We start from the raw sequence: 24,560 nt of genomic DNA, 5'->3' as shown, positions 1-24,560 counted from the left end.
ATCTTTTTAAAGGTGACGATTTCACTCGTTCTAAATTTCTACTTTTCGCAAAATAAGCAATATCAAGGCATCTATTTATAAGTATAAAACACTAAATTTAAGGAGTTAAAAATGAAGGATAAAGAATCAATAGTACCCACTTATGTTATCACTGCAGACTGCCCTAGCCGCTCAGGCACAGTGGATGTTGTAACACGTTTTTTGGTTGAACAAAGCTGCTACATTAATGAAATTCACTCATTTGTGGATACCACGGAAAATAGATTTTTTATTCGTGTTGAATTTAGGTTAGATTCAGACGCCAATTTCGACCAAACTGAATTTAGTGAAAAGTTTGAACAACGCGCACAACAGTTTGCGATGAAATGGCAACTTACACCAAGTGATTACCAATCTAAAGTAGTGATCATGGTGTCAAAGCATGACCATTGTTTAAATGACTTACTTTACCGCTACCGTACAGGCGATCTTAATATACAAATTCCAGCGATTATCTCTAATCATCCGGACTTAGAGGAACTAGCTGACTGGCACGGAATCCCTTATTACCATTTACCAATCACCAAAGAAACCAAGCCAGATCAAGAAGCAAAAGTGTACCAAATCATTCAAGATTGTAATGCAGACCTAGTGGTTTTAGCACGTTACATGCAAGTACTCTCACATGAAATGTCTAAAAAACTGTCAGGCAAAGCAATTAATATCCATCATTCATTATTACCTGGTTTTAAAGGTGCTAGACCTTACTATCAAGCCTACGATCGCGGTATTAAACTAGTAGGTGCAACAGCTCACTATGTGAGTGATGATCTAGATGAAGGCCCAATCATCAGCCAAAGTGTGGATACCGTAGACCACAGTTACTACCCACAAGATTTAGCGGCAAAAGGCCGCCATATTGAATGCTTAACTTTATCCCGTGCGGTGCGTTACCACATAGAAAACCGTATCTTCCTTCATGGTAATAAAACCGTTGTATTTGGTAAGTAATCATTTTTTAAAGGTGGATTTAGAATCTGCTCAAACCTGAGCAGATATTTTACAATCATATTCAAAGGGCTTTACTTTAATAGGCTAGAGCATTGTTCTTACAAAAAATAACAGAAGATTTCCTGGAGAGCATCGCTTATTTCTCATGGTTCAACTTTCATTATATCTAAATACAGAGTAATTTAGCCTGACCCCTGATACGAATCCAAATTTAAAAGCTCCAAAAAGAAAGTAAAACCAGTAGACTTTACTTTAAAAGATTACTAGGAGTATTATAACTTGCTAATAAATTGAGATTAATCAGTAAAATTATCCCATCCAAAATTACCTTAATTTGTTAAATATTGATTTTAACGAGTATTCAGCATTAAAATATAATCCAAGATTGAGGCGGTGAATTTAAAGATATGTCAAATGATACAAAAATATACCAAAAAATATTAAATGCGATTGTAGAGCATCAACTTCCTCCAGGTTCCAAACTTCCAGAAGATAAACTTTCAGAAGTTTTTGGTGTAAGCAGAACAGGAATTAGGAAGGTGCTTCAGCGCCTGGCTGTTGAACAGTTTGTTACTATCAAAACGAACAGAGGCGCATATGTAAATAGCCCTAGCGAAAAAGAAGCCAATGAAGTTTTAAATACTAGAATTTTGCTCGAACCTTTATTGATAACAGATATCTTAAAAAATTGGAACAAAGCTCATTCGGACCAATTTAAAAAAAGTGTAAAAAAAGAAAAGGTAGCTGAAAAAAACAAGAATTTACCAGAAGCAATACAATTAACAGCTCAATTTCATTATGAGCTTGCTAAATTATCTGGAAATGATTTATTAGCGGATTTTATTAAAAAACTTTGTTTTAGATCTTCCTTAGTTGTTGCTGCGTATGGTTCAAAACATAGTGTGAGCTGCGAGTGTGGTGATCATAATGAATTATTAAATTTAATAGATGAAAACAAAGAAGAAGAAGCCAAAATATGGATGTCCCGTCACCTAGAAATAATAAAAGCCTCTCTTAATCTAAATATAAAAAACGATACCCAGATCAATTTTAAAGATATTTTTTAATATACCTAACATTTAAAAAAGAAGATACATTATGCTAAATTTGTAAGAGTAGTGACTGTTGATACTCAATATGAACAGTCACTTGAATTTAAACTCCTTCAACCACTTCTGACGCCCAATTTTTTATTATAGATAATGCCTTATCCGGTTCATGCTGTGATGAACAGATTACCCTTTCTTCAATCGGCATACCTACTTGTTTTCTTGAGATCATCTGTATCACAATTTTTATAGATAGAGTTTTTTAGTGGTTCAAAATACTCAGTACAACTTGATAAGTCTGACGCATAATAAATAGCATCAATACCCACAACATAAATTGTAGCAACACAAATAGAGCATGGTTCACAGGATGTATAGAGTTCACACCCTGTTAAATCAACAGTATTTAATCGTGTACAAGCATTTCTTATCGCTTCAATTTCTCCATGTGCAGTAGGATCAAGTTTACTTAAAACTTGGTTGTAGCCCTCACCCACAATTTCTCCATTTTTAACGACAACAGCACCAAAAGGTTGTCCCTGGTTATGTTCAACCGCTTTCTTAGATAAGCTTAAAGCAAGATACATAAATTTCTGATTATACATTAGTTCATCCCTTCTGTTTTTATGATGCTAGTAGAAATGCGTTATTCGCATTCCAAGATAAAATTAAATCAGATCCATGTTTTAAATTTAATGATTCAACTTCATGCTGTTGCTTTTGAACTCTAAATTCTTGCCCATTTTCGAGCTCAACAAACAAAGTGATAACAGACCCTACAAACTCTTCACCGCTAATTCGACCATGAACTTTTTGCTCTCCTTTACCATCAAGTCGAATACAATCAGCAGCAATAACCATTTTAGCAGAATCACCTTGCTTAACTCCTTTTAATGGTTTTACATTAAAAGCACCCAACTCAGTGGTTATCGCAGCTAAACCAGAACTTTCATTTTCTGATATAGTCCCATTTAATAAGTTATTCATCCCAATAAATTCAGCTACGAACGAATTAGATGGTGCACGATAAATTTCTTTTGGTGAGCCTATTTGTTGTATTTCCCCCTTATTCATAATGACAACTCTATCTGCCATCGTAAACGCTTCAGATTGAGAGTGAGTGACATAAATAAAAGTAATCCCTAATTCTTTATGTAACCTAGTTAATTCGGTTTGCATTTTTATTCTAAGGTGTGCGTCTAAAGCGCTCAGAGGCTCATCAAGCAAAAGTATTCTTGGCTCTGTTACTAGTGCTCTAGCTAAGGCGACCCTTTGTTTTTGCCCACCAGAAAGCAGAGATATTTTTCTTTTTGAAAACTCAGTTAACCCCATTCGTTCAATCCACTCTCTAGTCTTCTGAGATCTTTGCTTTTTATTAACCCCTTCATTTTCAATGGAAATTCAATATTTTCTTCGACATTAAGGAACGGAAATAGAGCAAAATTTTGCCATACCATAGGCATTTCTCTCTGCTCAATTGGCAATTCTAATTGTGATTGTCCGGCAAGAAGTATATCCCCTGATGTTGGAGCATCTAATCCAGCCATCATACGTAATGTAGTTGACTTACCACATCCACTTGGCCCCATAAGCGATATAAATTCTCCTGCTTTTATATCAATACTTAAATTCTTAACAGCTGTAAAGTCAGTATATTCCATTGAAATGTCTTTCAAGCTAAGTAATATTCTATTCATAATAAAATCCTTATATATATAAAACCTTACTTCGGTTTCTTTCTCATAAACCAAAGTGCACTAATAACTAAACTAAAAGTTAAAGTGAAAATTAATGTACCTATTGAATTAATTCGAGGGCTTACTTGTCCTTGAAGCAGGTTTAAAATGCGGACAGGCAGAGTTTCATTCATCCCCCCGACAAACCAAGAAATCATAAATTCATCAAATGATATGGCAAAAGAAAGAAAGAATGCTGCGAATATGGCATTTCGACAATGCGGTATAATTACAAATAAAAGCCCTTGTAATCGTGTTGCACCAAGATTCCATGCAGCTGGTTCGATTGATGAATCCAATTCTTTTAAGCGTTGGCTTATCAATGCCATAGAAAATGAGGATGCAATCGCTATATGAGCAAAGATAATTGACTTCAGTTCACCAAACACACCTACCCTTGATAAGAAAGCTAACAAAGCAATCCCCATTACAGTTGGTGGTATAGCTGGAGGTATGACAACCATAAAATTTAAAGCTGACTTCCCTCTAAATTTATATCGATAATCAAGATATGCAGCTAAAAAACCGATAATAGTTGCTCCTATTGCAGTAAATAGACCAACAATAAAGCTGTTTATTGCACTATCTATAACCATAGGCTCATTAAATATAGCTTCATACCAACGAAAGCTAAACCCGCTCCAAGGGAAGCTGGGAAAGCGCCCTTCATTAAATGAAAAGACTATAATGACTGCAATTGGAAGTGCGATAAAAGTAAAGACTAGTAATAAATATAGTCTTTCTAATAAACGAATCAGAATAGAATTCATGATTAAGTTCCTCTTTTCGATATATATTGAGATAGCGTTAATACAAGCCCTATACAGAACATCATTACAATTCCAATAACAGCAGCTCTAGGCCATTGAGAACCAGACTTTATAGTATCAACAATTAAGATACTTAATGTTGGAGGGTTGCTACCAGACAGTAGCAAAGGGGCAATATAGTCGGCAAACGTCAACATAAAAATGGTTGTTATAGCTAAAAATAATCCTGCTTTTATAGATGGAATTAATACATACCAAAAGACTTGATAAGGAAGGCATCCCAGGTTTGAGGCTGCTTCTAAATGGCTTTTATCTATACCTAGTAATGCGAAAGTTAAGATCAAAATGACGACAGGAAGACAAAGCGTTATGTAGCCTATTTGAAGAGCAAGGTCACCACCTAACATATATTGAGTGTCGAGACCTATAAAGCTAATAACCCAGTTAATCAAACCATTGGGGCTTAATATAATTTGCCATGCGTAGGCACGTAAAACATAACTTGTAAAAACAGGTACAATTAATAATGCGATAAATAACGGCTGGTACTTCTCAGATACACGTAATGCAATGATCATAGCTGCAGGTAAAGCAATTAAGATAATCACGACAGTACTAATCAAAGACATTTCAAATGTATATAAAAATGCTCGTTGAAATGAATTAGAGCTTAAAACCTTAATCCAATTATCTAAAATAAATGCAGGAACGGGTTTATAAGACTCAACTTTCCAAAAAGTTAATATAATCAAGAATGACATAGGCAGTATAAAAAATATAAATTGCCAAAGTAATGGTGGTAAAGCCAATAAAACAGGAAAAGGGTTGGCTTTTTCCTGTTTTTCAACTTAACACTTGTTGTTGTTTTAAGTGTTAATGCATTCATACCATTCTCCAAGTTTAAGAACTTTTAAAGTCAGACCAAAGATCATTCCAGACTTCAATTGATTGGTTAGAAGGTAATTGACGGTAAGCTATTTTTTTAGATCTGAATTCATCGATAACGTTCGGAGCATTTAGTTCCATGCGAAGTAATTTTGCTTCATCTGGTAAGGTTTTATTTAATAACTCCCAACCCGCTTTACTAGGAATACTCTTCTTATTATCAGGCTTAGTTGCCATTAAAACTTGACCCTTAGGGAAGTTGTCCATTGAATAAGTTTTTTTGCTAATTCCTTCTTAGGGGAACTCTTTATGATAGACATTGATTCAGTCCACTGTAATCCTCCCTCCTTTGGAATTAAGGTATCTACAGGTACTCCATTTCCCCTCAAACCTAAAGTTATCCATTCACCAATACCAGGAATCAAAGTAGCTTGCCTATTAGAAAAAGAAGAGAAAATATCTGCAATAGAGTAAAATCCTGAAGCCTGATCCCTAAGCGACATTAATTTTTTCCATAGATTTAAATTGTGTTGCAGACAGGTCAAAAGGGGCACTATTGCCACTTGCTAAACTAATACATCCCATTGAAGGTAAATAAAAATCAAAAAATCCAACCTTACCTTTCGCTTTTTCACTCCATAAAGCCTCATATGATTCAAGTTCTTCTGGTTTGTATATATCAGTGTTATACGAAAGCCCTAAATATCCAAAATCAGTCATTACAGAATATAAGTCGCCATCGAACCAATGTAATGGAAATTTTTGAAATTCAGGCCAAAAGTCTTTGAGGGGTAATCATCTGGGTCTAATTTATCTAGGAAGTCACCTTCTTTTAACAAATGCATATATTCAGCATCTGTCATTACTACATCAAAGGTTCCAGGAGGAGCTTGATGTAATAGAGCCATCATTTGATCGCCTCCTACGTACTCCTTAATTCTAACTTTAACATTATGAACTCTTTCGAATTCTGCAATGACATATGGGTCAGCATTTCCAGGCCAAGCCAAATAATTGAGGATAGTTGGGGATTTATCATCAGCAAAAACCATACTTGGTAAAGTTGTAGAGACCGCTGCTGCGGCTCCCCCTACTGCAGTTGCTTTCAAAAACTTCTGCGAGACAGATCTACCAACTTGCTACTTTTACACTTCATATTTATATCTCCGTATACAATAAAATCAAATAAACAAGAGCAAATAACATGCCTAAAATAATAATAAAAACAAAATTGAAATTAAAACAAACGCTTACAACAAACCAAAAAACAAGCTAAAAAATAAAAGCTAATAAACAAAAAAATATTGTATACAATAAACCACTATTTTGTTCAGCAAGACACCAAATTGGTGCGTAATGCACCAACTTGGAATCATTTTTTGTACACGGAAAATTATTTTTTCCAATTTCTTTCTTGTAAATATGGGGTTGGAGTAGTTTTATTAATTGACTTCAAATCAAAATATTCGCGCGTTCTAACGTATCCATGCCCACCCATTCTCCCTACCGCATCTAGGCCAATTTGATCAATGTACAAATTTTTAAATTCAATTAGATCTTCATCTATATGTGCCATAACAATTTTCCCCAAAATTAGGTCGCCTCTTTCTCCGGTTGATATTGCATCATGTAGAACGCACTCCAATGATATTTTTGACTCTTTAATTCTCGGAGTTTTTATCAAAGTACCAGGCTCTTTTGAAAGGCTTGCCATGGTTAGTTCATCAACATCACTTTCAAAATCAATTCCACAAATATTCATTGCTTCAACTAGTTCATCAGATACGATATTTACTGTAAATTCGCCTTTATTAACAATGTTTTTATAAGTATCTTTTTCGGTTCCATCTACTCCTCTTTGAATACCAAATCCCAACAGTGGTGGGTGAGCAGATAAAGCATTAAAAAAACTAAATGGGGCAGCATTTACAATGCCATCATCACCCACTGTTGTTACAAGGGCTATAGGCCGAGGTACTACGCTCCCAGCTAAAACTTTGTATCGTTCATGACTTGATATTTTTTCAAAATTAATACTATGCTTACTTTTCATTTTAATTCTCCTATAAATAAAATTAACTTTGTATACAATAAAGCATTTTTCATGCCTGTTTTTTGAGGTAACTAAATAGTATTTTTAATGGAGAAAATGGAATTTCGCTACAAACAGCGTTGAAACTAGTTATAACAATAGGAGTCAAATGATAAATAGCTTGATTATTTCATTAAGGAAATAGATGTAAATTCTCGTCCTCCCCACTAACAGTAAGCCTTCTTTATCAAACAAAAAAATAAAAAAATCGTATACAAAAATAGGTGAGGTTATTATAGTGAAAGTCAAAACTATAAGATTTAAATGAAATCATTTAACAAAGGTTTCATAGAAAAGCATTAAGGAGGAATTATGGCAGGTATCAGTTTGTGGCAATTAGTTATTGTTGGAGTTATTGTCATTATGTTATTTGGAACTAAAAAATTACGGGGTGCAGGAAGTGATTTAGGGCAAGTAATAAAAGGGTTTAAAGATGCTACTAAAGAAAAAGAGTTAGATAAAGTTGATGAAAAAGAAAGAACAAAAATAAATTAGAACCTCTTTCAAACACTATATGTAACTGCTATTTTTAAGCCTAGTCTTTAAGGTTACTTTTGAATCCATATAGACCAAAATTATATTTATTATTAGCAAATTATATTATTTTAATCCACTCATTCCAGAGAAAGAAACTACCTTTGTTTAGCTTATAATAAATGTTGTGAATTTCAATATATGTTCGTACTAACCTAATTATTGAATATTGTCGAGATATTGAATATACAATGCCCCTTTTGTCTACTACAAGCAAGCCTCCTATGATGATATACCTTCAAGTCATAATATTACTTTTGGATACGCACGCTTTTATGTGTTTCCGTATTGATGACTCTTTAACTTTATGATTTAGATAAAACTAATTAAACTATAAAGCATTAATGTTAGGGTGTGTTGATCTTTCAAGAGTGATTTTTGAACAGCATAATGGAAATGTATAATGGTTTCGCCAAAAATCAACATACAAGAATACCACCATGCCAAGAACAATGTTAACAGATGCACTGTGGTTAAAGCTATTACAGTTAATGCAACACAGTGGAATAATTTATAATAAGCCCGAACATAGAATGACCTTTGAGGGGATCCTTTTTAGAATGCGAACCGGTTGACCATGACGAGACTTACCATCTGAATTTGGAAAATGGAGTGCTGTATTTCGGCGCTTTAATTTATGGTCAAAAAAGGCGTTTTACTTAATTTATTCAATTGGTTATCAAAAGATACAGGTTCATAATGGCTGTTTATTGATGGCAGTATAGTCCGTACTCATCAGCATTGAACAGGGGCTGCCACAAATGACGATGAAATGGCAACTTACACCACGTGATTACCAATCTAAAGTAGTGATCATGGTGTCAAAGCATGACCATTGTTTAAATGACTTACTTTACCGCTACCGTACAGGCGATCTTAATATACAAATTCCAGCGATTATCTCTAATCATCCGGACTTAGAGGAACTAGCTGACTGGCACGGAATCCCTTATTACCATTTACCAATCACCAAAGAAACCAAGCCAGATCAAGAAGCAAAAGTGTACCAAATCATTCAAGATTGTAATGCAGACCTAGTGGTTTTAGCACGTTACATGCAAGTACTCTCACATGAAATGTCTAAAAAACTGTCAGGCAAAGCAATTAATATCCATCATTCATTATTACCTGGTTTTAAAGGTGCTAGACCTTACTATCAAGCCTACGATCGCGGTATTAAACTAGTAGGTGCAACAGCTCACTATGTGAGTGATGATCTAGATGAAGGCCCAATCATCAGCCAAAGTGTGGATACCGTAGACCACAGTTACTACCCAGAAGATTTAGCGGCAAAAGGCCGCCATATTGAATGCTTAACTTTATCCCGTGCGGTGCGTTACCACATAGAAAACCGTATCTTCCTTCATGGTAATAAAACCGTTGTGTTTGGGAAATAAATATCCTTAAAAGGTGAGCATCATTGTCACTTGTTATAAGCCATTTACACCTTATCTTTTTCAAGACTTTTCATGTACCTGATTACACTTGAATCAGGGTTAGATTTGGATATGTTTTTAAAATGTTTAAATACTTCAGCTGCTCCGGATTCAGAGATAATCATATCTTTAGATTCAGCATAAGCTTGCATGATTTTTGACTTTTCTGCTTCTCTAACAACGGGATCTGAATAGCCCATCACATCTTCCGCTCCCATGTATGCAGATGATACTTGAACAGTAAGGTATTTATCTAAATAGAACTGATTTTTATCTGTGTATTCACAGATAGGAATAATTACTGAGCTAGCAATATCTTTGCGTTCATCTTCTGACAAGCCTTCATGTTCCATTAGATTTGATACAACGGAATAAGAGTCCTGCATCAAACCAAATAACTCTTCGTGAATCGATAACCTTTTATCAAATACCTTTTGAGAGTAGAACTCAATCCTATTTTTACGGCGAAAGTGCTCTGCACACAAAATACCTACTAACACACCAACCAAGGCTATTAAAGCATTCTCCATTTGCAACTCCTAATCATCGATGGCTTATAACGCTTCAAGCTGCGGCTGCGAAGCAGTCCGGCAGACTTGACTTTTTATGTGCGATGCAAGTAATTGTTAAGCTCCTCGACTAACTCAAGTGCTTCACTTTTTGTCAGATAAGGTACCTTTATAGTTCTAGCCCAAAAGAAACTTTTACCTGTTTTTGAGCTAACTTCTGAAAAAGGCATAGCCAACAGTTTGTTATCTTTACGGTTCGGAATAGGAGTCAAAAACTCTACATCTCGATACAAAGTTTCACTGTCTGGAGCTTTAACCTCACCTTTTACTTTTGCGGCAGCTATTAAGCCGCACCATTTGTGCGAAAAGAAAACAATATCTCCTACATGAACATGGTGAACAAACCTCTTTGCATCACCATATGCCTCAAGACGACTATTACCCATCATCGACCAAATAGAATTCTCATCCCAACTACGATTTGTATCAAATAATACACCTTTTACATCACTTGGATTTTTGTGCTTATCATATGGAAGCGCAAAAAATTCAAAGTACTTTTCTCCAGCGAGTTCGTAAATTCGATATGGTAGGAAATCAATAGATATACCATTTTTCTTCCAATAATCGACGGAAGATGTTAATGATTCATCGGCTGCACTACCGATAACTAATAAGTGTTGTTTATTATTTATTTCTTTTGGATCTAATTCATGCTCAAGACTAAAAGCCTCTCTATGGGCTTCAACAAGCGACATTTCGCCTTTACTATATTCTTTGAACTTTTTTTCTAATTTTTGGTAACTCCATTGACCAGCATCTTGCGCATATCTTAATGCTTGATGGACGGCATCTTTCCCAGCTGATGAACGCTTTAATTCAAATATAACTAATTCACCATTTTCATTAAGTGCATATATATCAGCTTCTGCTTGCCATTGTCTTTCCTGAAACACAGGCATTAATCTAGCATCTTCAAACAATACATCTAAAATGCTGTTTGCAATTAAGTTTTCTAGATCTTTCTCAAGTTTTCCAAAACTAGAAAAGTCTTTGAACTCTACAGGCTCTAACTTTTCAAAAACTTCGGCTTTTTCTTCTATTTTGTAGAGCATCTCTGCATTCCTTTGAGTACATAACGAGGCTGTAGAATTTTTCATTTTTAGCCTGATTATTTAAATTAAACACCACATTAATTCATATTTAGTTGAGATTCCAACAGATAATTCGATTTTCAATAAATGATTGATTAATTTGAGTTGTAAAGACGTATATAAGGTTAATTAGGCTGAATTATGGCGGTTTAAGGGTTTAGCCTTTGGCTTAATGTAAACTATTCCTTAACTTCTCTATATTATGAACAAGGCAATACATTTGCCATTACGCATTCACTTTCTCTTACCCCCGCAGTGTGAATTTATTCATCCCTTTATTCACACTAATATTGCCGAACACAGGTTCAATGGCTCCGAGTCGTTTACTGTATTCTCGCCGCCAGGACTGCTGTCTATTTTGACTCGCATTTTATCAGTATACGAGATGGGTTTTGCAGATACATTTATTTCAAACTGTACCTGCCGGCCTTGTTTTGTGGGTTTCTTTCTCATGCATTGAGTTTGCAGTGGGCAAACGCGGCAATCTTTTAAATACCCTGAGTAGCGAACATAATGCCGACCTGCTGTTTCCACATCTTTTACACTCAACCACATTTCCTTACCTCCTGGGCAATGGCACGTTTGTTTCTTTTCATCAAAGTGGAAGTCATTACTATTAAATAATCTAGACCGGCCTTTACTTCGTTTTAATCGTCGTTTCTCTTGCTCTATTTGATACGTTTCACTTTGACTAAATAAGGGGTACGACTTCTAAAGGCGCTATCTGCCATGTAAGCATCGAGTCCCGTCGTTGCCATGAATTCAAGATTAACTTCACTATGGAAACCGCTATCTGCGGTAAATTTAGTGGTTGAAAAAGTATCAGGAGTGCCTAACTTGGTAAGTTGTGTTTGCAGCTGTTCGATGGCAGGTTTTAAGGTTTGTTGTTCACCCACTGAGCCCCATGTTTGCGCTTGTAGGATGATTTGATGTTTATCGTCGTTAATGGCAATGCCATTGTAGCCTTGAATAGTGCCTTTACTAGTCGTCATTTTCGCACTGTCTGGGTCGGTGATATTACTTTTCACAGGCGTCTTACGACTGACTAACTTTTCTTCATTCATTGCTAAAAATGCTTTAATTTTATTCACACTTTTATCAAGCTTGGACTGCTGTTTTAAATCATGCGCAACTTCATCTTCATTTAACCCATCTTGCGCTTGATGACGTGCAAGTATGCGTTGGCTTGCTCGACGTAGTTTTGCTTGTTTACGCTCAAGTTCATCGAATGTACCACTCCATTCTTTACTGGCATTCGATCTTATTTTACATCCATCAATCGCAAACATGTTTCGACCAATAAACCCTTCACGGTCGCATATCATTAATACTTGTGTAAATAACGGTTCAATTTGGTCTTTCATTTTAGCGACAAAACTAGCAATAGAAGTGTAATGAGGTTGTTCATCACCAGATAAACTCATAAAAGTAATATTGGTTTCACACACATTTGCAATACGACTGCTACTGACTAACCCACGCGAATAACCAAACAGAACTATCTTCAACATCACTGACGGTGAGTAAGCTGCAGCGCCACCTTTGTAGTTGTCATACCATTTATCAAAAGAACTTAAATCAAGGTGTTTGTCCACAATATGGAAAAGTGCATATTCAAAAAGTACCGGGATAATTTGCTGGGCGAAATCAATCGGAATGAATTTACTTTGGCAAGATAAGTCAGGTTTGTAGTTAGCCATCACATTTAACTCTGAGCGAATAATAACTATTAGGTCACAGGCGACAAGCTCAACCAAGGTTGTTTTTTTGTACAATGAAAGATTATGAAAAAAGAACGTAAAAACGTTCTTTTCGGAGAAATTCTACAGCTTCAACGCCGCACTAAGCGGACTAAAATAGTGGGTTATAATGTTTAGCGAAGCGAAACCTAACCCACTGTTTTTGTTCTATTTAAATGCCCTTTTTAGGAGTTTTCAAGGCATTCCATTGATGTTTACGAAACAATTCCCTACCTGACCGGAGTATCCAGACGTGTGGAACCCTAAATAGCTAAGGTATGCTTTAGGTTCTTCACCTTTTACATAATTTAGGGTTGAATAAGGATGAAAGCCTGAAGGGTCACAAATACCCATTTGTATATGACCGCCTACTGTTTCATATTTATCTGTTTGCACGATTTCTTTTAGTACAGTCTGTGGCGCCCTTTGCCATAAAATATGATCCGAAGAGTAACTTGTGCGCTTATTGTTTATTTCTTCGTTAATTTCATACCTTTTGTCTCCTAGTAATAATACGAAGTTATTATCAACTTCGCTTTCAAGGTATGTAATTATTTCTATATCAAACATACCACTGCTCAAATCTGGTTTTAAGTGATACATTTTTAATTCATTATCTACATGACAATAGCCGAACATCGAGAACTCGCACAATGCCCCTCGATCTGCACTTACGGCTAATGTACTTATATAGCTTTTAATAATGTTTTTTGAGAACTCAACAATAGAATCCATACTTGGAGCTATCCCAGTCCCACCCAAATTCGCAAATACTGTCGTTAAAGCTGCTTGAACATTTAATCCAACTAAAGAACTACCTGCGTATGCCAAACCAATTTTAGTTTCTAAAAAAGTTGAATCAAGAAAACCTGACTTACCAACCCCCTTACAAATTAGTGGAATACTAAAAATTTTTGCACCAATATCTATTAACATAGAACTAGTATTTGTAATTTTTGAGTCACCAACGACCCATATTGAATCATGCCCTTCATTATGGAACCAACTTGCTATTGATGTCATCGAATATATTCCTAACGAGGCTGTAGAATTTCTCATTTCCAGCCTGATTTTTAATTATACAAACACAGTATTTTATATTTACGTGATATTCAAATACATTATTGATGTTTTAAATAAATAATTGATTAAATTGAGTTGTAAAGACGTATATAAGGTTAATTAGTCTGGATTATGACGGTTTAAGGGCTTAGCTCTTAGGTTAATATAAACTATTCCTTAATTTATCTTTTATGAACAAGACAATACATTTGCCATTGCGCATTCACTTTCTCTACCCCCGCAATGTATTCTGGTCAAGCACAACTGGACACCTGACTTTGTAAATTTTCATAATTAACCGGAGTTAAATTTCCGAGTGTTGTATGGAGTAGCTCATGGTTGTAATAGCGGATATATTCTTCTACATCAGCCATCATTGACTCTCGTGTTAAATGAACAATATTCAATAACCACTCATTCTTTAAACTACCAAAAATCGCTCTACCACTCGTATATTGAGAGCCTCGATCACTATGAAACAGCAACCCTGAACTCGGTTGTCTAATATTAATAGCCATTTGCAACGCACGTTCAACCAAATCAACCGTCATCCTCGCGGAGATAGCCCAGCCAAAAATCCGACGAGAATACAAATCCATGACAATAGCTAAGTACATCCAACCTTGATTCGTTCTTAAGTATGATACGTCACCAGCCCAAACTAAGTTTGCCTGGGCTGGGTTAAATTGCTGACTTAAAACATTATCTGCAAAACTATTACTATGCTTACGCTTTGTTGTGACTTTGTAAGCCTGCCGCTGCTTCACAACAAGTTTTAACTTACGCATGATGCTACGTGTTCGATACCGTAAAGCCTTCCGCTCTTTACTTTTTGCACAGCTGGCGACAGCCTAATCTGCCACGGCTACGTTTAAAAAACTGCCGTGCGGTAAGGTATAGGTTCAGCTCTTTTCACTAATTATTGTAGCTTGCCGTTCAAGCCAATCATAAAATGCACTACGACTTACTTTCAACGTTTTACAAAGTAATTTTATGGGATATTTAGAACGGCATGCCCGAATATATCGAAGCTTTATTCATTTCTTTTGCGAAGATGGCTCTGGCCTTTTTTAGTATTCCTTTCTCCATTCGGAGGGTTTTAACTTCTTTTCGTAGCGCTAATAACTCAGTCCGCTCATCAGAATTTACGGTTGAATTTGCACGCTCTTCCACTTTTTGTTTCCAGCTGTAAAGTAGGCTAGTCGTGATGCCCAATGCTGATGCGGCTTCTGAACGGTATAACCTTGCTCACTGACTAACGATAAGGCTTCGGTTCTAAATTCACTGTATAAGTTCTGTATTGACGTTTTGTATTCATGTTCGCCTCGATAGTGAATAGTATTATCCAGAATTAAAGTGTCCGGTTCAATTAGACCAGAATACTTTGTCATGTGGATAGGCAGAAAAAGTCCGTACTAATAGTGGGAATATGGACTGTCGATAAAATGTATATGAAGGCTAAAGTCTCAACCAACAGTTAACCTTTAGAAAATTTAACTATACATAAAATGCATTTGGGGGAAAGAAACTTGAGTTGTTATTTGCAAGAACCAAAAAAGTAATCTCCGTAATACTGAACAGTTTAAAATTGAATGACATTACGAAGATAATTCTATTTTCACTCAAGAGAATAAAAAAGAAGTTAGTACTTATCAGTTTTACAAAGCTACGAACAACAAGCGCAATTACGTTTGGTTTTTTCCATCTTCCCAATGCACTGGGTTAAAAGTATTGGTTGGGTCTAATTTTTTGTAAAACTGTACTAACCCATCTTCTGCTTTATAAAGGTGACCTACATTATGTTCCGCTGGGTATTTTGCGCCACGAGCATCTAATATTTTGAGCATTTCCGCTTTCACTTCTTTGGCATTAACACCTTTTTTCAATACATAGTCTTGATGAAAAACATGGCAGAAGAAATGCCCATAATATAAAGGTTTATCGATTTTATCTTGCAGGGAAGCCGGCAGTTGCTCGACCCAATCAAATTCATTTCGACGTAATGCGATATCCAACGCAATTAATTCACCAACTTGCTTTTGATTTAGCAACTCGTAACGTATTGCCGCGCCCGCTGCGGCAAAGCGATGTAAAGCTGCACTAGTGGCTTCTTCTGCATTACATGCAAAATATTCACCGTTGCCTTTATCCGCAAAGAACTCAGGTAAAAAAGCTTCGGTTTCAGCGATCCCACCATCACTTACTTTTAAAATAAGGTAATGCTCGTACTTTTCTCTATATTCAAGTAAACGTTTTGGAAGGTGCTGCGGAAATAGACTTGCTACAAATTGCATGACACGATCGGAGAGGTGACTCGGTAGCCATTTAACATTCTTTAAAGTGGAATCGATTCGACCTTTTAACGCAAATAATTTAGGCATTCTATCTGTTCCAAAATGTTTCACGCTCAGGAAAGTGTCTTTACCGTAATTTTGGGACACATCAAAGATATCACGATGCATGTATTCACCTACTTCGGGTAAGTTTGTAAATTCGCCTAAAATTTTACGTCTTAGATTGGTTAATGCAGTGGCGCTGTTTGTCCCGATATAAAAAGTTTTCACTTTTTTAGGCACCGGAAAGCTATCAAGTCTCACAGCAAAAACAGCCAATTTACCAGCACAACCGCTTGCTTCATATAAGCGAGAGGTGTCTGCATTATAGCGGCTTGGTGTATCGGCATCGACATCACGCAATAATGCTTGGTAGTTTCTGGCACTGGCTTGTTTTCTAGTACCTGTATCTGGGGTGTCACTGGTTTCTGGAGCAACATAAGCATGATCAAATTGACCATTTTCAAGATTTTGTAACATCTCTTCTGGGCTATTGCCTAAATCGATACCAAGGTGATTGATGAGACTTAGCTCGCCTTGTTCATTCACTTGAGCAAAAAGCGCTAATTCTGTATAGGCAGGACCACGTTTAACTAACGCACCGCCGGAGTTATTCGCAACACCACCAACCACAGTTGCCCCCAAACCAGACGAGCCAATCACAGAATGTGGTGAACGAGATAAAGGCTTTAGTGTCTTCTCTAACTTATGAAGCGTTGTACCGGAAAGCTAACTATTTGCTCACCGTCACCCAGCATAATAAGTTAATCACCACCACCTCGTGATCATAATCATCACCACTCGGTGTAGACCCTTCAGTAAGCTCGGTTTTAGCAGCCTGCATGATAACGATGCAATTATGGGTAATACAAATATCTAAAACACGCCAATACTCCACTAAGGTCTGAGGGAAAAGTACCGCTAATGCAGTACCTATACCAGAGCGCCAACCAGAACGATAATGCTCCGTTCGGCGTGGATTAGTTACAACATGCTCTTGTGATAATACATTTTGAAATTTTTCGACGGCAGGATGTTGAGACATTTTTTCTCCGAAAGATAAGTATTTGTGTTTATGAGGGGACTTAATAAGTTAAGAAATAGCAGAGATGTGACTCTCTTACCCCCTGAAAAATTGGACATCAATATGTTTGTTGTTAGCAAAAGTGCCTCACATTAATAAATGCTTAATGTGCAATGACTATATCCTATAACTAATAGGCAAGCTTAACTGCGTCGGACTTAGCACTTTAGGAAAAAGCCAAAACACCGAATGACCGAAGAATACATCTATAACATTCCCCCTATTTTCCAGGATGCTAGAGATTAATTTTCGAGAATTTTTATCCCTGCAGGGATGCCAAGCAATCTTGTTTTTCACTTAACTGAACATGCTTACTCGGTTATATTCGGATCTAAATAGTACATTCTATTTTCACCTGTAGAACACAACTTAGCTGAATTAATATTTACACTGCAAAACAATGTAACTTTAACAATTTACTTTGGAACATTTTTCATCCTTACCTTTTCCAAATACCCTTTACAAACACACTAAAACTTAATTATTCATTTAAATTCAAAAACTTAAAACAATCCTGCAAAGCTGGCATTGCCTTTGCTACGTTATAGTTACTTATGCAATAAAGAGGTAACTGTTAAATGAGTAATTCAATACAAACGATCAACCCTTTTACTGAGAAACAATTAAATGAATACAGCTTACTTAGCCATGATGAAGCTAAAGATGCTGTGGCTAATGCCAATGATTGCTTTGAAGAATGGAAGCTTGTTCCTATTGCAGAACGTGCAAAATTAGCTAATAAATTAGCTGACGTCATTGAAGAAAATCGCGAATCATTAATTGAATTAATGGTCAGTGAAATGGGTAAAGTCCAGTCACAAGGTGAAGGTGAAGTCACACTGTGTGTGAATATTTGTAAATACACAGCAAAAATGGCAGAGAAAGAGTTAACCAACGAGAAACGAGATTATGAAGGTGGTGAAGCCATCATTACTTACCAACCTATTGGTGTTATTTTAGGTATTCAACCTTGGAACTTCCCACTTTACCAAGTAATTCGATACAGTATCGTTAATCTAGTTGCAGGTAATACTACCGTCATGAAGCATGCATCAAACGTGTTTGGTATGGCTGAAAAAATACAGTCTCTCTATGAGCAAGCAGGTTTCCCAAAATATGCTTACCAATCATTATTAATCGATGGCAAAACCGCAAGTAAACTAATTAGCCACAAAGCGGTTAAAGGTGTCACTTTTACAGGTAGTGATAAAACTGGTAAAAAAGTAGCAAAAGAAGCTGCAAAACGCAGTAAGAAAACAGTATTAGAGCTGGGTAGTAATGATGCTTATGTTGTTTTAGATGATGCAGATATTAAGTTAGCAATTGAAACTAGCGTTAAGGGTCGTATCGTTAATAATGGTCAAACCTGTGTATCAGCGAAACGCTTTATTGTTACTGAAAAGAATTATGACAAGTTTAAAGAAGGATTCACCCAAGCGATGTCGGCGCTTAAAACTGGTGATCCAAAAGCAGATGACACTGACATTGGGCCATTAGCGAGAAAAGACTTACAAGAGAAACTACACAAACAAGTGACTGATTCCATTGAAGCAGGTGCAACCGCACTTTGTGGTTGTGAAGTTCCTGAGGGTAAAGGTTTTTTCTATCCGGCGTCTATTTTAGAGAATGTTTCACCAGGTATGCCGGCTTACGATGATGAGTTGTTTGGTCCTGTAGCAGCACTGATTAAAGCTAAAGATGACGATGATGCAATGCGCATTGCCAATGATTCACGCTATGGTTTAGGTGGTGGTATTTTCTCTACCGACGAAGAGAAAGCCACAGAGCTTGCGATTAAACACTTTGATACGGGTATGGTGAATATTAATGGCTTTGCCCTATCACAACCTAACCTACCCTTCGGTGGTGTAAAAAGCAGTGGTTACGGTCGTGAACATGGCGGTTTTGGTTTAAAAGAGTTTGTTAATATCAAGTCAGTCATGGTTGCTAAAAACAGCTAATTACTGACTTTTAACGAATATTTATAGCACTCAATATTAAAGGGTTATTTACTGAGGTAAATAACCCTTTTTTCTTCTAACTATTTGTCTTCCGACTTATTTTTCAATGAGTCAGCGAGATATCTTAACAGCCTTTCTCAGCTGCCTTAAGTGGGTTTAGCGATTGAAACTCAGCACTGGATCCACTGATTTTTTTGTATTGTTTTAAAAACATTGATCCGCCTACTAAGCCCGATAAGAAATTACCAACGGTCGCACCAGCCAAAATACCCATTAGCCCAAATAACTCAGAGCCTAACCATATCAATGGCAGATAACAGGCAAATAATCTTAGTATTGAAATGATTAATGCCGACTTAGGCAAGCCCATTGCATTACAGGCAGAGACACAGATCATACACACACCCAAAGCGCCATAGCTGATCGGTACTATCCATAAATAGTGTAATAATAACGTCTCAATATCTGAACTTACTGATAATACATGCGCCACGGGTTTAGAAATCACTAAAATAATCAGTGTTATTGCTAGTTGAGAACAGATAACCGTATAGGCTGCGGTTTTCACTAGAATAAAAATCTCACTAATTTCATTTCTACCTTTCAGTTTTCCAATCATAGGGGGCAATGCCATGGTTAACGCTAAAATCAAGGTAATAGAAATATATTCAATACGATTCGCTAAACCCCAAGCGCCTACTGCGAAACTACCGTAAGATGCAATAATAACTGTCACTAACATCGCTGAAACAGGTGGTATGAACTGACTCGACATGGCAGGGATCGTAAACTTAACAATCGTGCTGATGCCTTTTTTGGCGCGATCAATACTGTACAACATCGCGATATAGGGCTTTTTAATAATCGCTCTAAAGATGATCATACAACCGATTAAAAACGCAACGCATGTTGCCCATGCAGCGCCTGCTAACCCCATGTCAAAGGTGAACATGAAGATCGGATCTAAGATTACGTTAAGTATGCTGGTGATCACCATCACTTTGCCAGGCAATAGAGTCTCACCATGCGCTCGGCAGATACTGTGGCCAAAGTATAAAATTGCACCTAGCCAACAACTTAAAAGCCAAGGGAACCAATAGCTATTTAATAAGGTAAATAAGGAAGCCTCAGCGCCTAAAGCAGCGGCAATGGATTCTTGATAGTACCAAAGTAACGTGCACAATAAGGTGATCACGATAAATCCAATAAATAACACCAGCGTAGCCAGGTATTTGGCATATAACAGTCTGTTACAGCCTATCGCATTGGATATCGAGGCCGTCGTTGCGATGCCTAAGCCCACTTGAACGCCAATCACCAATTGATAAATTGGAATTGAAAACCCAACGACAGCTAATGCCTCTGAACCCAGTTGTCCAATAAAAGCACTATCAACCAGTTGAGAGCCCATAATAGTGAATAGTCCCAACAGCATTGGCCAGGTTTGTTTGTATAATAATTTGAATTGTTGTGTTTTAAATATGTTCATGGCCTGTTACACATCGCTTTTTGTATTTTAATATTTCGTTGAAGGTACTTAGAGCTAAAATAAATAGAGTTATTTTGCGCTGTCTAGTGAAGTCCGTTCACGCTGCTGAGTGCCACATAGGTTTTAACATAAAAATGACATGTAAAAATAAGCCGTCAATATAAGCTGTGATTAAGTCCTTTTCAAGCAGTCAATGCCTGTCCCTTGTTTGTCATTAAGTGCAACCAGTACACTCTTTCTTTACTCTATTTTGAGGTCATCGCGTTTTGCGGAACACTAACTAATAGAATCAGTATATTGATAAAATCAATATTTGATAATACAGCGAAACAGCTAATCAATTTATACTTTTTGTTAATAATCACTGATTCGGTGCTATTTGAAATGGGTTAACAGGCAGTCATTGGGAATGCTTCTGAGAGAATGATAAATACCCTTTCGGTAAAAGGTAAGAGGTAAAGGAAAGAGATATCGAAAGTAAACTTAGTACTTTCAACATCTCTTATTCACTATTTACGCTTTGGTTATTTGTAGGTAAAGGGAGTCTTTTAATCCGGCTCTTTCATGTTTTAATTGGTGGAATGGTTCATCTTCGATGGGTGCATTTCTTAATTCTAGTTTTCGAATCTCAGAGTCCAGTTGATGGTAACGCTTAGCACTTGATGCAAATGCTGGGTCTGTTTGGTTTAACTCTATGATTTTATCTTTATGAGCTGGAAACTCGTTCAGTAATGAATGATCTTCACCTAACATAATAACTCCTTATCAATTAATGTTTATTCTAACGTTTATGATTAAAGTTTCAGTAACAAGGCCCTTTGTATTCAGTTTGAGCCTGTTACCTGACTATCTTAATACTAACAAGCCTTAATTATTTTGATAACGGCATGCTTTCTGTAAAGAGATTATAGAAAATATTAATAATCGACTATGATTCTGGGCTTTTAACTGCCCAGGCTTTATCTAACGCAATTAATTTGCACAAGGCATGATTGCCTCTGACGGTATTCAATGGGATAGACAAAGTAATGCGCGGTATACAACCGATGTATTTTATAACGCGGTTTATAAGTTAGATATACAAGGTAAGCTGACTTTATTGTCTAAAAATGGCGATACCAACGGGATAAATGGTGAGCTTGATGCACCAAATGAAATGATTGTTCGCGGAAATAATACCAATTGTATTAAATAACTGATCTAAATTTTGTGCCGGAAAAATGGCTTAGTTTGAGGCGTAAGTTGATGTATATGGTTGTTCCCTATACGAAACTTACAACGAAAAAATAAGTTGTTTTAACAAGTAAAATAGATCAGTTACTTACTATGATTGGTATAAAGCATTGATGCCGCTTTTGGCGTTCCAAATATGGTCAACACAACATCAAATGTACCAGTGACATTGTCCGTTATTACGTTAGAATAATTTAGCTTCAAAAAGCGAGTGTTAAATTAATATTCGCTTTTTCACTAATTTTTCCAATGACTTAAAGATTAATATCACTTAATTTTCACACCTAAAGCTAGCGATACTAAAGTACCAACCACTATGGTGATCACCATAGATAACAAGGAACCAATTAAGACATACTCAGTCATGCTACGGTCACCGGATTTACTTAACTCACCAAATCTGAATATTGATTTAGCCGCTAACACAAACCCCACAGCCGCGTAACTGCCTACTAGGGTAAAGGTAAGTATTAATACTCGCTCTAAATAACCGATCAATTCACCACCAGCCACTAATCCATTGGCACTCGTATTATCATTGCAATTGGTAATGGGGTACTTTCTTAACACTGTACCAATCACAACTCAGGTTGGTTTAAGAATTAACAAATAAGCAAAAATCACCATTAAGCCATCAAACAACTTATTATGTTTTAACACACCTTCAATAGTGACACCTTTTGCCATATAAAAAGCGATCATCGCCAACAGCAAAAAATACACAGTTTGTTGCATAACAAAGTGAGAGAACTTGCCCTGCTTCTCGGTACTTACTTTCCATAAATCCACAATGAAATGACTAGTCGTGACAATAGCAAGCAAGTAAGCCGTTGTTTTTAAATCAAAGGCTAACAACCAAGCTGGCAACAGTATTGCCAAACCATGTAATAAAGAATTGAAATACAATTCAGATGAACGGATACCCTTTTCTTTTTTAGCTTCTAGCCACGTTTTTGGTTGCAGGTAAAATTCACAAATAATGTGCATCATTAACAAGGGGATCAAAATATTTAAAAAATCAATCATAGTTAAGCGCCATCACTTGTTGATTAAACTTCAAGTTAAGCGCTTTAATAAGAGACCAACCTGAGGCTTTTAATGATTTACTTGCCGTCGCTGTGGCGATATCAAGTTGCTCCGCTAATTCGCTAATGCTTAACTCTTGTTGATTTTGAAACATGGGCAACATCACTTCACATTGTCGCGCAGTTAACTCTGTAAGTTGCTTATCAAGATATTTAAACAATAAATCAAACTGTTCAGTCAGTGTTGGTTTGTCACTATTAAAAAGTAAGCGCTGGTTTTTTATCCCTTTTAATCCTCTACCAGACAGCACAAAGGCTTCGCCCATGGATTCAGAAATGGAAGATCTCAGATCAGCGTTTGCTGCAATAGCAAAACTAATACGGCAATCAAAGGCTTTACCAAGTGCTTTAATCGCTAGCCGATAAATAATGGTATACCTGAGTGCTTCTTCAATATCATGAATAACAGACTGAAATTCATCACCACGCTCAATGCTGTGAGCATTAGCGCGATTCGTTGTTGTTATCCACTTTTGAACATCTTTAATACACAGAATTAATTGTTCATACTGTTTAGCATTCAACTTAGTTGAACTCACAATATCACCGCTGATCACCGCAATCGATTTGAAAATAGGCTCCACACTAATACCCCTTTTAACATCCAGCCTCTAATTTAGCCGTTTTCATCTAAAAACACAAATTTAGCCATTTTCGGCTAAAACAAGAAAGATTGCTATTTTTGGCTAAAGTGTAATACCAAAACCTATTACTCATACTATCCATTCTGTGGGTAAACATCATGACCAGCTAATAACATAATTACAGCGTTCATTATTCGGTGAAGATAGTTAGGGAAATTATGAAGACGTTTATTTATTAAAGGGAGGATTAGCTGTGTTGTAAATAATCATCTGTCACTTCCATCTCATACACTGTTTTTGATGGAGCGATACAATCCCTCATATTCTTTCTGGCTAAAACAAACTGTTCATTGCTAAATGTATGCTGCTCAGCCCAAACTTCACGACTCGGCCATTGTGCATAACCAACAAATACTAATTCATTGTATGTTGCATGTAACCTTGAGTCTTTACTGCCAAACTATTCATAAATGCCCTTGGTTGGTGCTAACCAAAAACGCCTAAAATCCTCAGACAAACCAGATTTAATTGTAAATTCGTATACAGCAATGAAGATAGGGTTTCCTTTGGTGTTTAATAACCACAATAAAGTCAAAAAAGAGAATTAAAGTAAACTTCCCTGTTTTTGTTACTGCTGCGCATTTAAAATTGTATTTACTTTGCAAAACATTGATTTAGATACTCATAAATGAGTAATTTTGTACTAGAATAATAGAGGTGGGATTTATTCACATAAGGATGTGTAGCTCACTTAGATAACTAGTTGCTATATGGCACAGAAAGTGACTTTATATTACTCTAATTTTAGGCTTATCTTATATGCATTTCAAAAACT

Annotated in this window: 23 protein-coding genes and 5 pseudogenes; 7 read left to right on the top strand and 21 right to left on the bottom strand. The window is 36.3% G+C overall.

Annotation, left to right across the window (positions count from 1 at the left end):
* The first annotated feature begins 111 nt into the window (after nucleotides 1-111).
* Together purU and ACLKL2_RS02115 are read left to right on the top strand one after the other, a co-directional pair.
* Nucleotides 112-990, top strand: a complete 879-nt coding sequence (purU, locus tag ACLKL2_RS02120) for a formyltetrahydrofolate deformylase (protein ID WP_413693198.1) — start codon at nucleotides 112-114, stop codon at nucleotides 988-990.
* 407 nt (nucleotides 991-1,397) lie between these two features.
* Nucleotides 1,398-2,057: a GntR family transcriptional regulator gene (locus tag ACLKL2_RS02115; protein ID WP_413693197.1), complete on the top strand. Its 660-nt coding sequence runs from the start codon at nucleotides 1,398-1,400 to the stop codon at nucleotides 2,055-2,057.
* A gap of 179 nt (nucleotides 2,058-2,236) precedes the next feature.
* Here the strand turns inward: ACLKL2_RS02115 and ACLKL2_RS02110 are convergent, their stop codons facing one another.
* The 10 genes and pseudogenes from ACLKL2_RS02110 to ACLKL2_RS02065 all read right to left on the bottom strand — a co-directional run bounded on the left by ACLKL2_RS02110 (nucleotide 2,237) and on the right by ACLKL2_RS02065 (nucleotide 7,483).
* Entirely contained in the window at nucleotides 2,237-2,644 is a 408-nt protein-coding gene (locus ACLKL2_RS02110) for a nucleoside deaminase (protein ID WP_413693196.1), read from the bottom strand.
* A 19-nt stretch (nucleotides 2,645-2,663) separates the two neighbouring features.
* Nucleotides 2,664-2,900 (bottom strand): TOBE domain-containing protein, encoded by a 237-nt coding sequence (locus tag ACLKL2_RS02105; protein WP_413694229.1) that lies wholly within the window; start codon nucleotides 2,898-2,900, stop codon nucleotides 2,664-2,666.
* Nucleotides 2,901-3,308: 408 nt separating this feature from the next.
* Nucleotides 3,309-3,628 (bottom strand): annotated as a pseudogene (locus tag ACLKL2_RS02100) (ATP-binding cassette domain-containing protein); the annotation flags it as partial.
* A gap of 134 nt (nucleotides 3,629-3,762) precedes the next feature.
* Nucleotides 3,763-4,545 carry an ABC transporter permease gene (locus tag ACLKL2_RS02095; protein ID WP_413693195.1) on the bottom strand — a complete coding sequence of 261 codons (783 nt, stop codon included), beginning with the start codon at nucleotides 4,543-4,545 and terminating at the stop codon, nucleotides 3,763-3,765.
* Between the two features lie 2 nt (nucleotides 4,546-4,547).
* Complete coding sequence (locus tag ACLKL2_RS02090) at nucleotides 4,548-5,354, bottom strand: ABC transporter permease (protein WP_413693194.1); 807 nt, start codon at nucleotides 5,352-5,354, stop codon at nucleotides 4,548-4,550.
* A 91-nt stretch (nucleotides 5,355-5,445) separates the two neighbouring features.
* A complete protein-coding gene (locus tag ACLKL2_RS02085; protein WP_413693193.1) occupies nucleotides 5,446-5,667 on the bottom strand; it encodes a hypothetical protein in 222 nt (73 codons plus the stop codon).
* Entirely contained in the window at nucleotides 5,667-5,933 is a 267-nt protein-coding gene (locus tag ACLKL2_RS02080) for a hypothetical protein (protein ID WP_413693192.1), read from the bottom strand. Before ACLKL2_RS02080 ends, ACLKL2_RS02085 begins: the two co-directional genes overlap by 1 nt.
* Nucleotides 5,923-6,150, bottom strand: a complete 228-nt coding sequence (locus tag ACLKL2_RS02075; protein WP_413693191.1) for a hypothetical protein — start codon at nucleotides 6,148-6,150, stop codon at nucleotides 5,923-5,925. The genes ACLKL2_RS02080 and ACLKL2_RS02075 overlap by 11 nt, the downstream gene beginning before the upstream one ends.
* The gene (locus ACLKL2_RS02070; RefSeq protein ID WP_413693190.1) at nucleotides 6,150-6,539 is read right to left on the bottom strand and encodes a hypothetical protein; all 390 of its coding nucleotides are present in this window, start codon (nucleotides 6,537-6,539) and stop codon (nucleotides 6,150-6,152) included. The genes ACLKL2_RS02075 and ACLKL2_RS02070 overlap by 1 nt, the downstream gene beginning before the upstream one ends.
* A gap of 284 nt (nucleotides 6,540-6,823) precedes the next feature.
* Nucleotides 6,824-7,483, bottom strand: coding sequence for a flavin reductase family protein (locus ACLKL2_RS02065; RefSeq protein ID WP_413693189.1), 660 nt, complete (start codon nucleotides 7,481-7,483; stop codon nucleotides 6,824-6,826).
* A 351-nt stretch (nucleotides 7,484-7,834) separates the two neighbouring features.
* Between ACLKL2_RS02065 and tatA the strand changes: the two genes are divergently transcribed.
* The 3 genes and pseudogenes from tatA to ACLKL2_RS02050 all read left to right on the top strand — a co-directional run bounded on the left by tatA (nucleotide 7,835) and on the right by ACLKL2_RS02050 (nucleotide 9,453).
* Nucleotides 7,835-8,017, top strand: coding sequence for a twin-arginine translocase TatA/TatE family subunit (gene tatA / locus ACLKL2_RS02060; RefSeq protein ID WP_413693188.1), 183 nt, complete (start codon nucleotides 7,835-7,837; stop codon nucleotides 8,015-8,017).
* Between the two features lie 479 nt (nucleotides 8,018-8,496).
* Nucleotides 8,497-8,798, top strand: a pseudogene (locus ACLKL2_RS02055) (transposase); the annotation flags it as partial.
* A 19-nt stretch (nucleotides 8,799-8,817) separates the two neighbouring features.
* The gene (locus ACLKL2_RS02050) at nucleotides 8,818-9,453 is read left to right on the top strand and encodes a formyltetrahydrofolate deformylase (RefSeq protein WP_425475320.1); all 636 of its coding nucleotides are present in this window, start codon (nucleotides 8,818-8,820) and stop codon (nucleotides 9,451-9,453) included.
* A 44-nt stretch (nucleotides 9,454-9,497) separates the two neighbouring features.
* On the opposite strand, the gene ACLKL2_RS02045 is transcribed toward ACLKL2_RS02050, so the two are convergent.
* The 6 genes and pseudogenes from ACLKL2_RS02045 to dld form a co-directional block, all read right to left on the bottom strand.
* Complete coding sequence (locus tag ACLKL2_RS02045; RefSeq protein WP_413693187.1) at nucleotides 9,498-10,022, bottom strand: hypothetical protein; 525 nt, start codon at nucleotides 10,020-10,022, stop codon at nucleotides 9,498-9,500.
* Between the two features lie 74 nt (nucleotides 10,023-10,096).
* The gene (locus tag ACLKL2_RS02040) at nucleotides 10,097-11,161 is read right to left on the bottom strand and encodes a hypothetical protein (RefSeq protein ID WP_413693186.1); all 1,065 of its coding nucleotides are present in this window, start codon (nucleotides 11,159-11,161) and stop codon (nucleotides 10,097-10,099) included.
* A 220-nt stretch (nucleotides 11,162-11,381) separates the two neighbouring features.
* Nucleotides 11,382-12,855 (bottom strand): annotated as a pseudogene (locus tag ACLKL2_RS02030) (transposase).
* Between the two features lie 234 nt (nucleotides 12,856-13,089).
* A complete protein-coding gene (locus ACLKL2_RS02025; RefSeq protein ID WP_413693184.1) occupies nucleotides 13,090-13,917 on the bottom strand; it encodes a hypothetical protein in 828 nt (275 codons plus the stop codon).
* A gap of 293 nt (nucleotides 13,918-14,210) precedes the next feature.
* A pseudogene (locus tag ACLKL2_RS02020) lies at nucleotides 14,211-15,274 on the bottom strand (IS3 family transposase).
* A 348-nt stretch (nucleotides 15,275-15,622) separates the two neighbouring features.
* Nucleotides 15,623-17,334, bottom strand: a pseudogene (gene dld, locus ACLKL2_RS02015) (D-lactate dehydrogenase).
* A gap of 617 nt (nucleotides 17,335-17,951) precedes the next feature.
* On the opposite strand from dld, the gene ACLKL2_RS02010 reads away from it, so the two are divergent.
* The gene (locus ACLKL2_RS02010; protein WP_413693183.1) at nucleotides 17,952-19,334 is read left to right on the top strand and encodes an NAD-dependent succinate-semialdehyde dehydrogenase; all 1,383 of its coding nucleotides are present in this window, start codon (nucleotides 17,952-17,954) and stop codon (nucleotides 19,332-19,334) included.
* Nucleotides 19,335-19,458: 124 nt separating this feature from the next.
* On the opposite strand, the gene ACLKL2_RS02005 is transcribed toward ACLKL2_RS02010, so the two are convergent.
* Together ACLKL2_RS02005 and ACLKL2_RS02000 are read right to left on the bottom strand one after the other, a co-directional pair.
* Nucleotides 19,459-20,823 (bottom strand): MATE family efflux transporter, encoded by a 1,365-nt coding sequence (locus ACLKL2_RS02005; RefSeq protein WP_413693182.1) that lies wholly within the window; start codon nucleotides 20,821-20,823, stop codon nucleotides 19,459-19,461.
* A gap of 513 nt (nucleotides 20,824-21,336) precedes the next feature.
* Nucleotides 21,337-21,576, bottom strand: coding sequence for a YdcH family protein (locus tag ACLKL2_RS02000; RefSeq protein WP_113820256.1), 240 nt, complete (start codon nucleotides 21,574-21,576; stop codon nucleotides 21,337-21,339).
* A 235-nt stretch (nucleotides 21,577-21,811) separates the two neighbouring features.
* On the opposite strand from ACLKL2_RS02000, the gene ACLKL2_RS01995 reads away from it, so the two are divergent.
* Nucleotides 21,812-22,018 carry a hypothetical protein gene (locus ACLKL2_RS01995; RefSeq protein WP_413693181.1) on the top strand — a complete coding sequence of 69 codons (207 nt, stop codon included), beginning with the start codon at nucleotides 21,812-21,814 and terminating at the stop codon, nucleotides 22,016-22,018.
* A 305-nt stretch (nucleotides 22,019-22,323) separates the two neighbouring features.
* On the opposite strand, the gene ACLKL2_RS01990 is transcribed toward ACLKL2_RS01995, so the two are convergent.
* From ACLKL2_RS01990 to ACLKL2_RS01980, 3 genes are read right to left on the bottom strand one after another with little or no spacing between them, the layout of a single operon-like run.
* Nucleotides 22,324-22,626: a hypothetical protein gene (locus ACLKL2_RS01990; protein WP_413693180.1), complete on the bottom strand. Its 303-nt coding sequence runs from the start codon at nucleotides 22,624-22,626 to the stop codon at nucleotides 22,324-22,326.
* A gap of 15 nt (nucleotides 22,627-22,641) precedes the next feature.
* Nucleotides 22,642-23,082: a DUF3307 domain-containing protein gene (locus tag ACLKL2_RS01985; protein WP_413693179.1), complete on the bottom strand. Its 441-nt coding sequence runs from the start codon at nucleotides 23,080-23,082 to the stop codon at nucleotides 22,642-22,644.
* Nucleotides 23,075-23,725 carry a hypothetical protein gene (locus tag ACLKL2_RS01980; protein ID WP_413693178.1) on the bottom strand — a complete coding sequence of 217 codons (651 nt, stop codon included), beginning with the start codon at nucleotides 23,723-23,725 and terminating at the stop codon, nucleotides 23,075-23,077. The genes ACLKL2_RS01985 and ACLKL2_RS01980 overlap by 8 nt, the downstream gene beginning before the upstream one ends.
* Nucleotides 23,726-24,560: the final 835 nt, after the last annotated feature.

The sequence above is a fragment of the Psychromonas sp. KJ10-2 genome, from assembly GCF_047323255.1.
Classification (GTDB): Bacteria; Pseudomonadota; Gammaproteobacteria; order Enterobacterales; family Psychromonadaceae; genus Psychromonas.
This window is presented reverse-complemented; position numbering and strand designations above follow the sequence as displayed.

Bases quoted from the DNA above. Each gene is read 5' to 3' on its own strand.
- purU (WP_413693198.1), top strand. From the start codon at position 112: ATGAAGGATAAAGAATCAATAGTACCCACTTATGTTATCACTGCAGAC.
- ACLKL2_RS02115 (WP_413693197.1), top strand. From the start codon at position 1,398: ATGTCAAATGATACAAAAATATACCAAAAAATATTAAATGCGATTGTA.
- ACLKL2_RS02110 (WP_413693196.1), bottom strand. From the start codon at position 2,644: ATGTATAATCAGAAATTTATGTATCTTGCTTTAAGCTTATCTAAGAAA.
- ACLKL2_RS02105 (WP_413694229.1), bottom strand. From the start codon at position 2,900: ATGGTTATTGCTGCTGATTGTATTCGACTTGATGGTAAAGGAGAGCAA.
- ACLKL2_RS02095 (WP_413693195.1), bottom strand. From the start codon at position 4,545: ATGAATTCTATTCTGATTCGTTTATTAGAAAGACTATATTTATTACTA.
- ACLKL2_RS02085 (WP_413693193.1), bottom strand. From the start codon at position 5,667: ATGGCAACTAAGCCTGATAATAAGAAGAGTATTCCTAGTAAAGCGGGT.
- ACLKL2_RS02080 (WP_413693192.1), bottom strand. From the start codon at position 5,933: ATGTCGCTTAGGGATCAGGCTTCAGGATTTTACTCTATTGCAGATATT.
- ACLKL2_RS02075 (WP_413693191.1), bottom strand. From the start codon at position 6,150: ATGACTGATTTTGGATATTTAGGGCTTTCGTATAACACTGATATATAC.
- ACLKL2_RS02065 (WP_413693189.1), bottom strand. From the start codon at position 7,483: ATGAAAAGTAAGCATAGTATTAATTTTGAAAAAATATCAAGTCATGAA.
- tatA (WP_413693188.1), top strand. From the start codon at position 7,835: ATGGCAGGTATCAGTTTGTGGCAATTAGTTATTGTTGGAGTTATTGTC.
- ACLKL2_RS02050 (WP_425475320.1), top strand. From the start codon at position 8,818: ATGACGATGAAATGGCAACTTACACCACGTGATTACCAATCTAAAGTA.
- ACLKL2_RS02045 (WP_413693187.1), bottom strand. From the start codon at position 10,022: ATGGAGAATGCTTTAATAGCCTTGGTTGGTGTGTTAGTAGGTATTTTG.
- ACLKL2_RS02040 (WP_413693186.1), bottom strand. From the start codon at position 11,161: ATGAAAAATTCTACAGCCTCGTTATGTACTCAAAGGAATGCAGAGATG.
- ACLKL2_RS02025 (WP_413693184.1), bottom strand. From the start codon at position 13,917: ATGACATCAATAGCAAGTTGGTTCCATAATGAAGGGCATGATTCAATA.
- ACLKL2_RS02010 (WP_413693183.1), top strand. From the start codon at position 17,952: ATGAGTAATTCAATACAAACGATCAACCCTTTTACTGAGAAACAATTA.
- ACLKL2_RS02005 (WP_413693182.1), bottom strand. From the start codon at position 20,823: ATGAACATATTTAAAACACAACAATTCAAATTATTATACAAACAAACC.
- ACLKL2_RS02000 (WP_113820256.1), bottom strand. From the start codon at position 21,576: ATGTTAGGTGAAGATCATTCATTACTGAACGAGTTTCCAGCTCATAAA.
- ACLKL2_RS01995 (WP_413693181.1), top strand. From the start codon at position 21,812: ATGATTGCCTCTGACGGTATTCAATGGGATAGACAAAGTAATGCGCGG.
- ACLKL2_RS01985 (WP_413693179.1), bottom strand. From the start codon at position 23,082: ATGATTGATTTTTTAAATATTTTGATCCCCTTGTTAATGATGCACATT.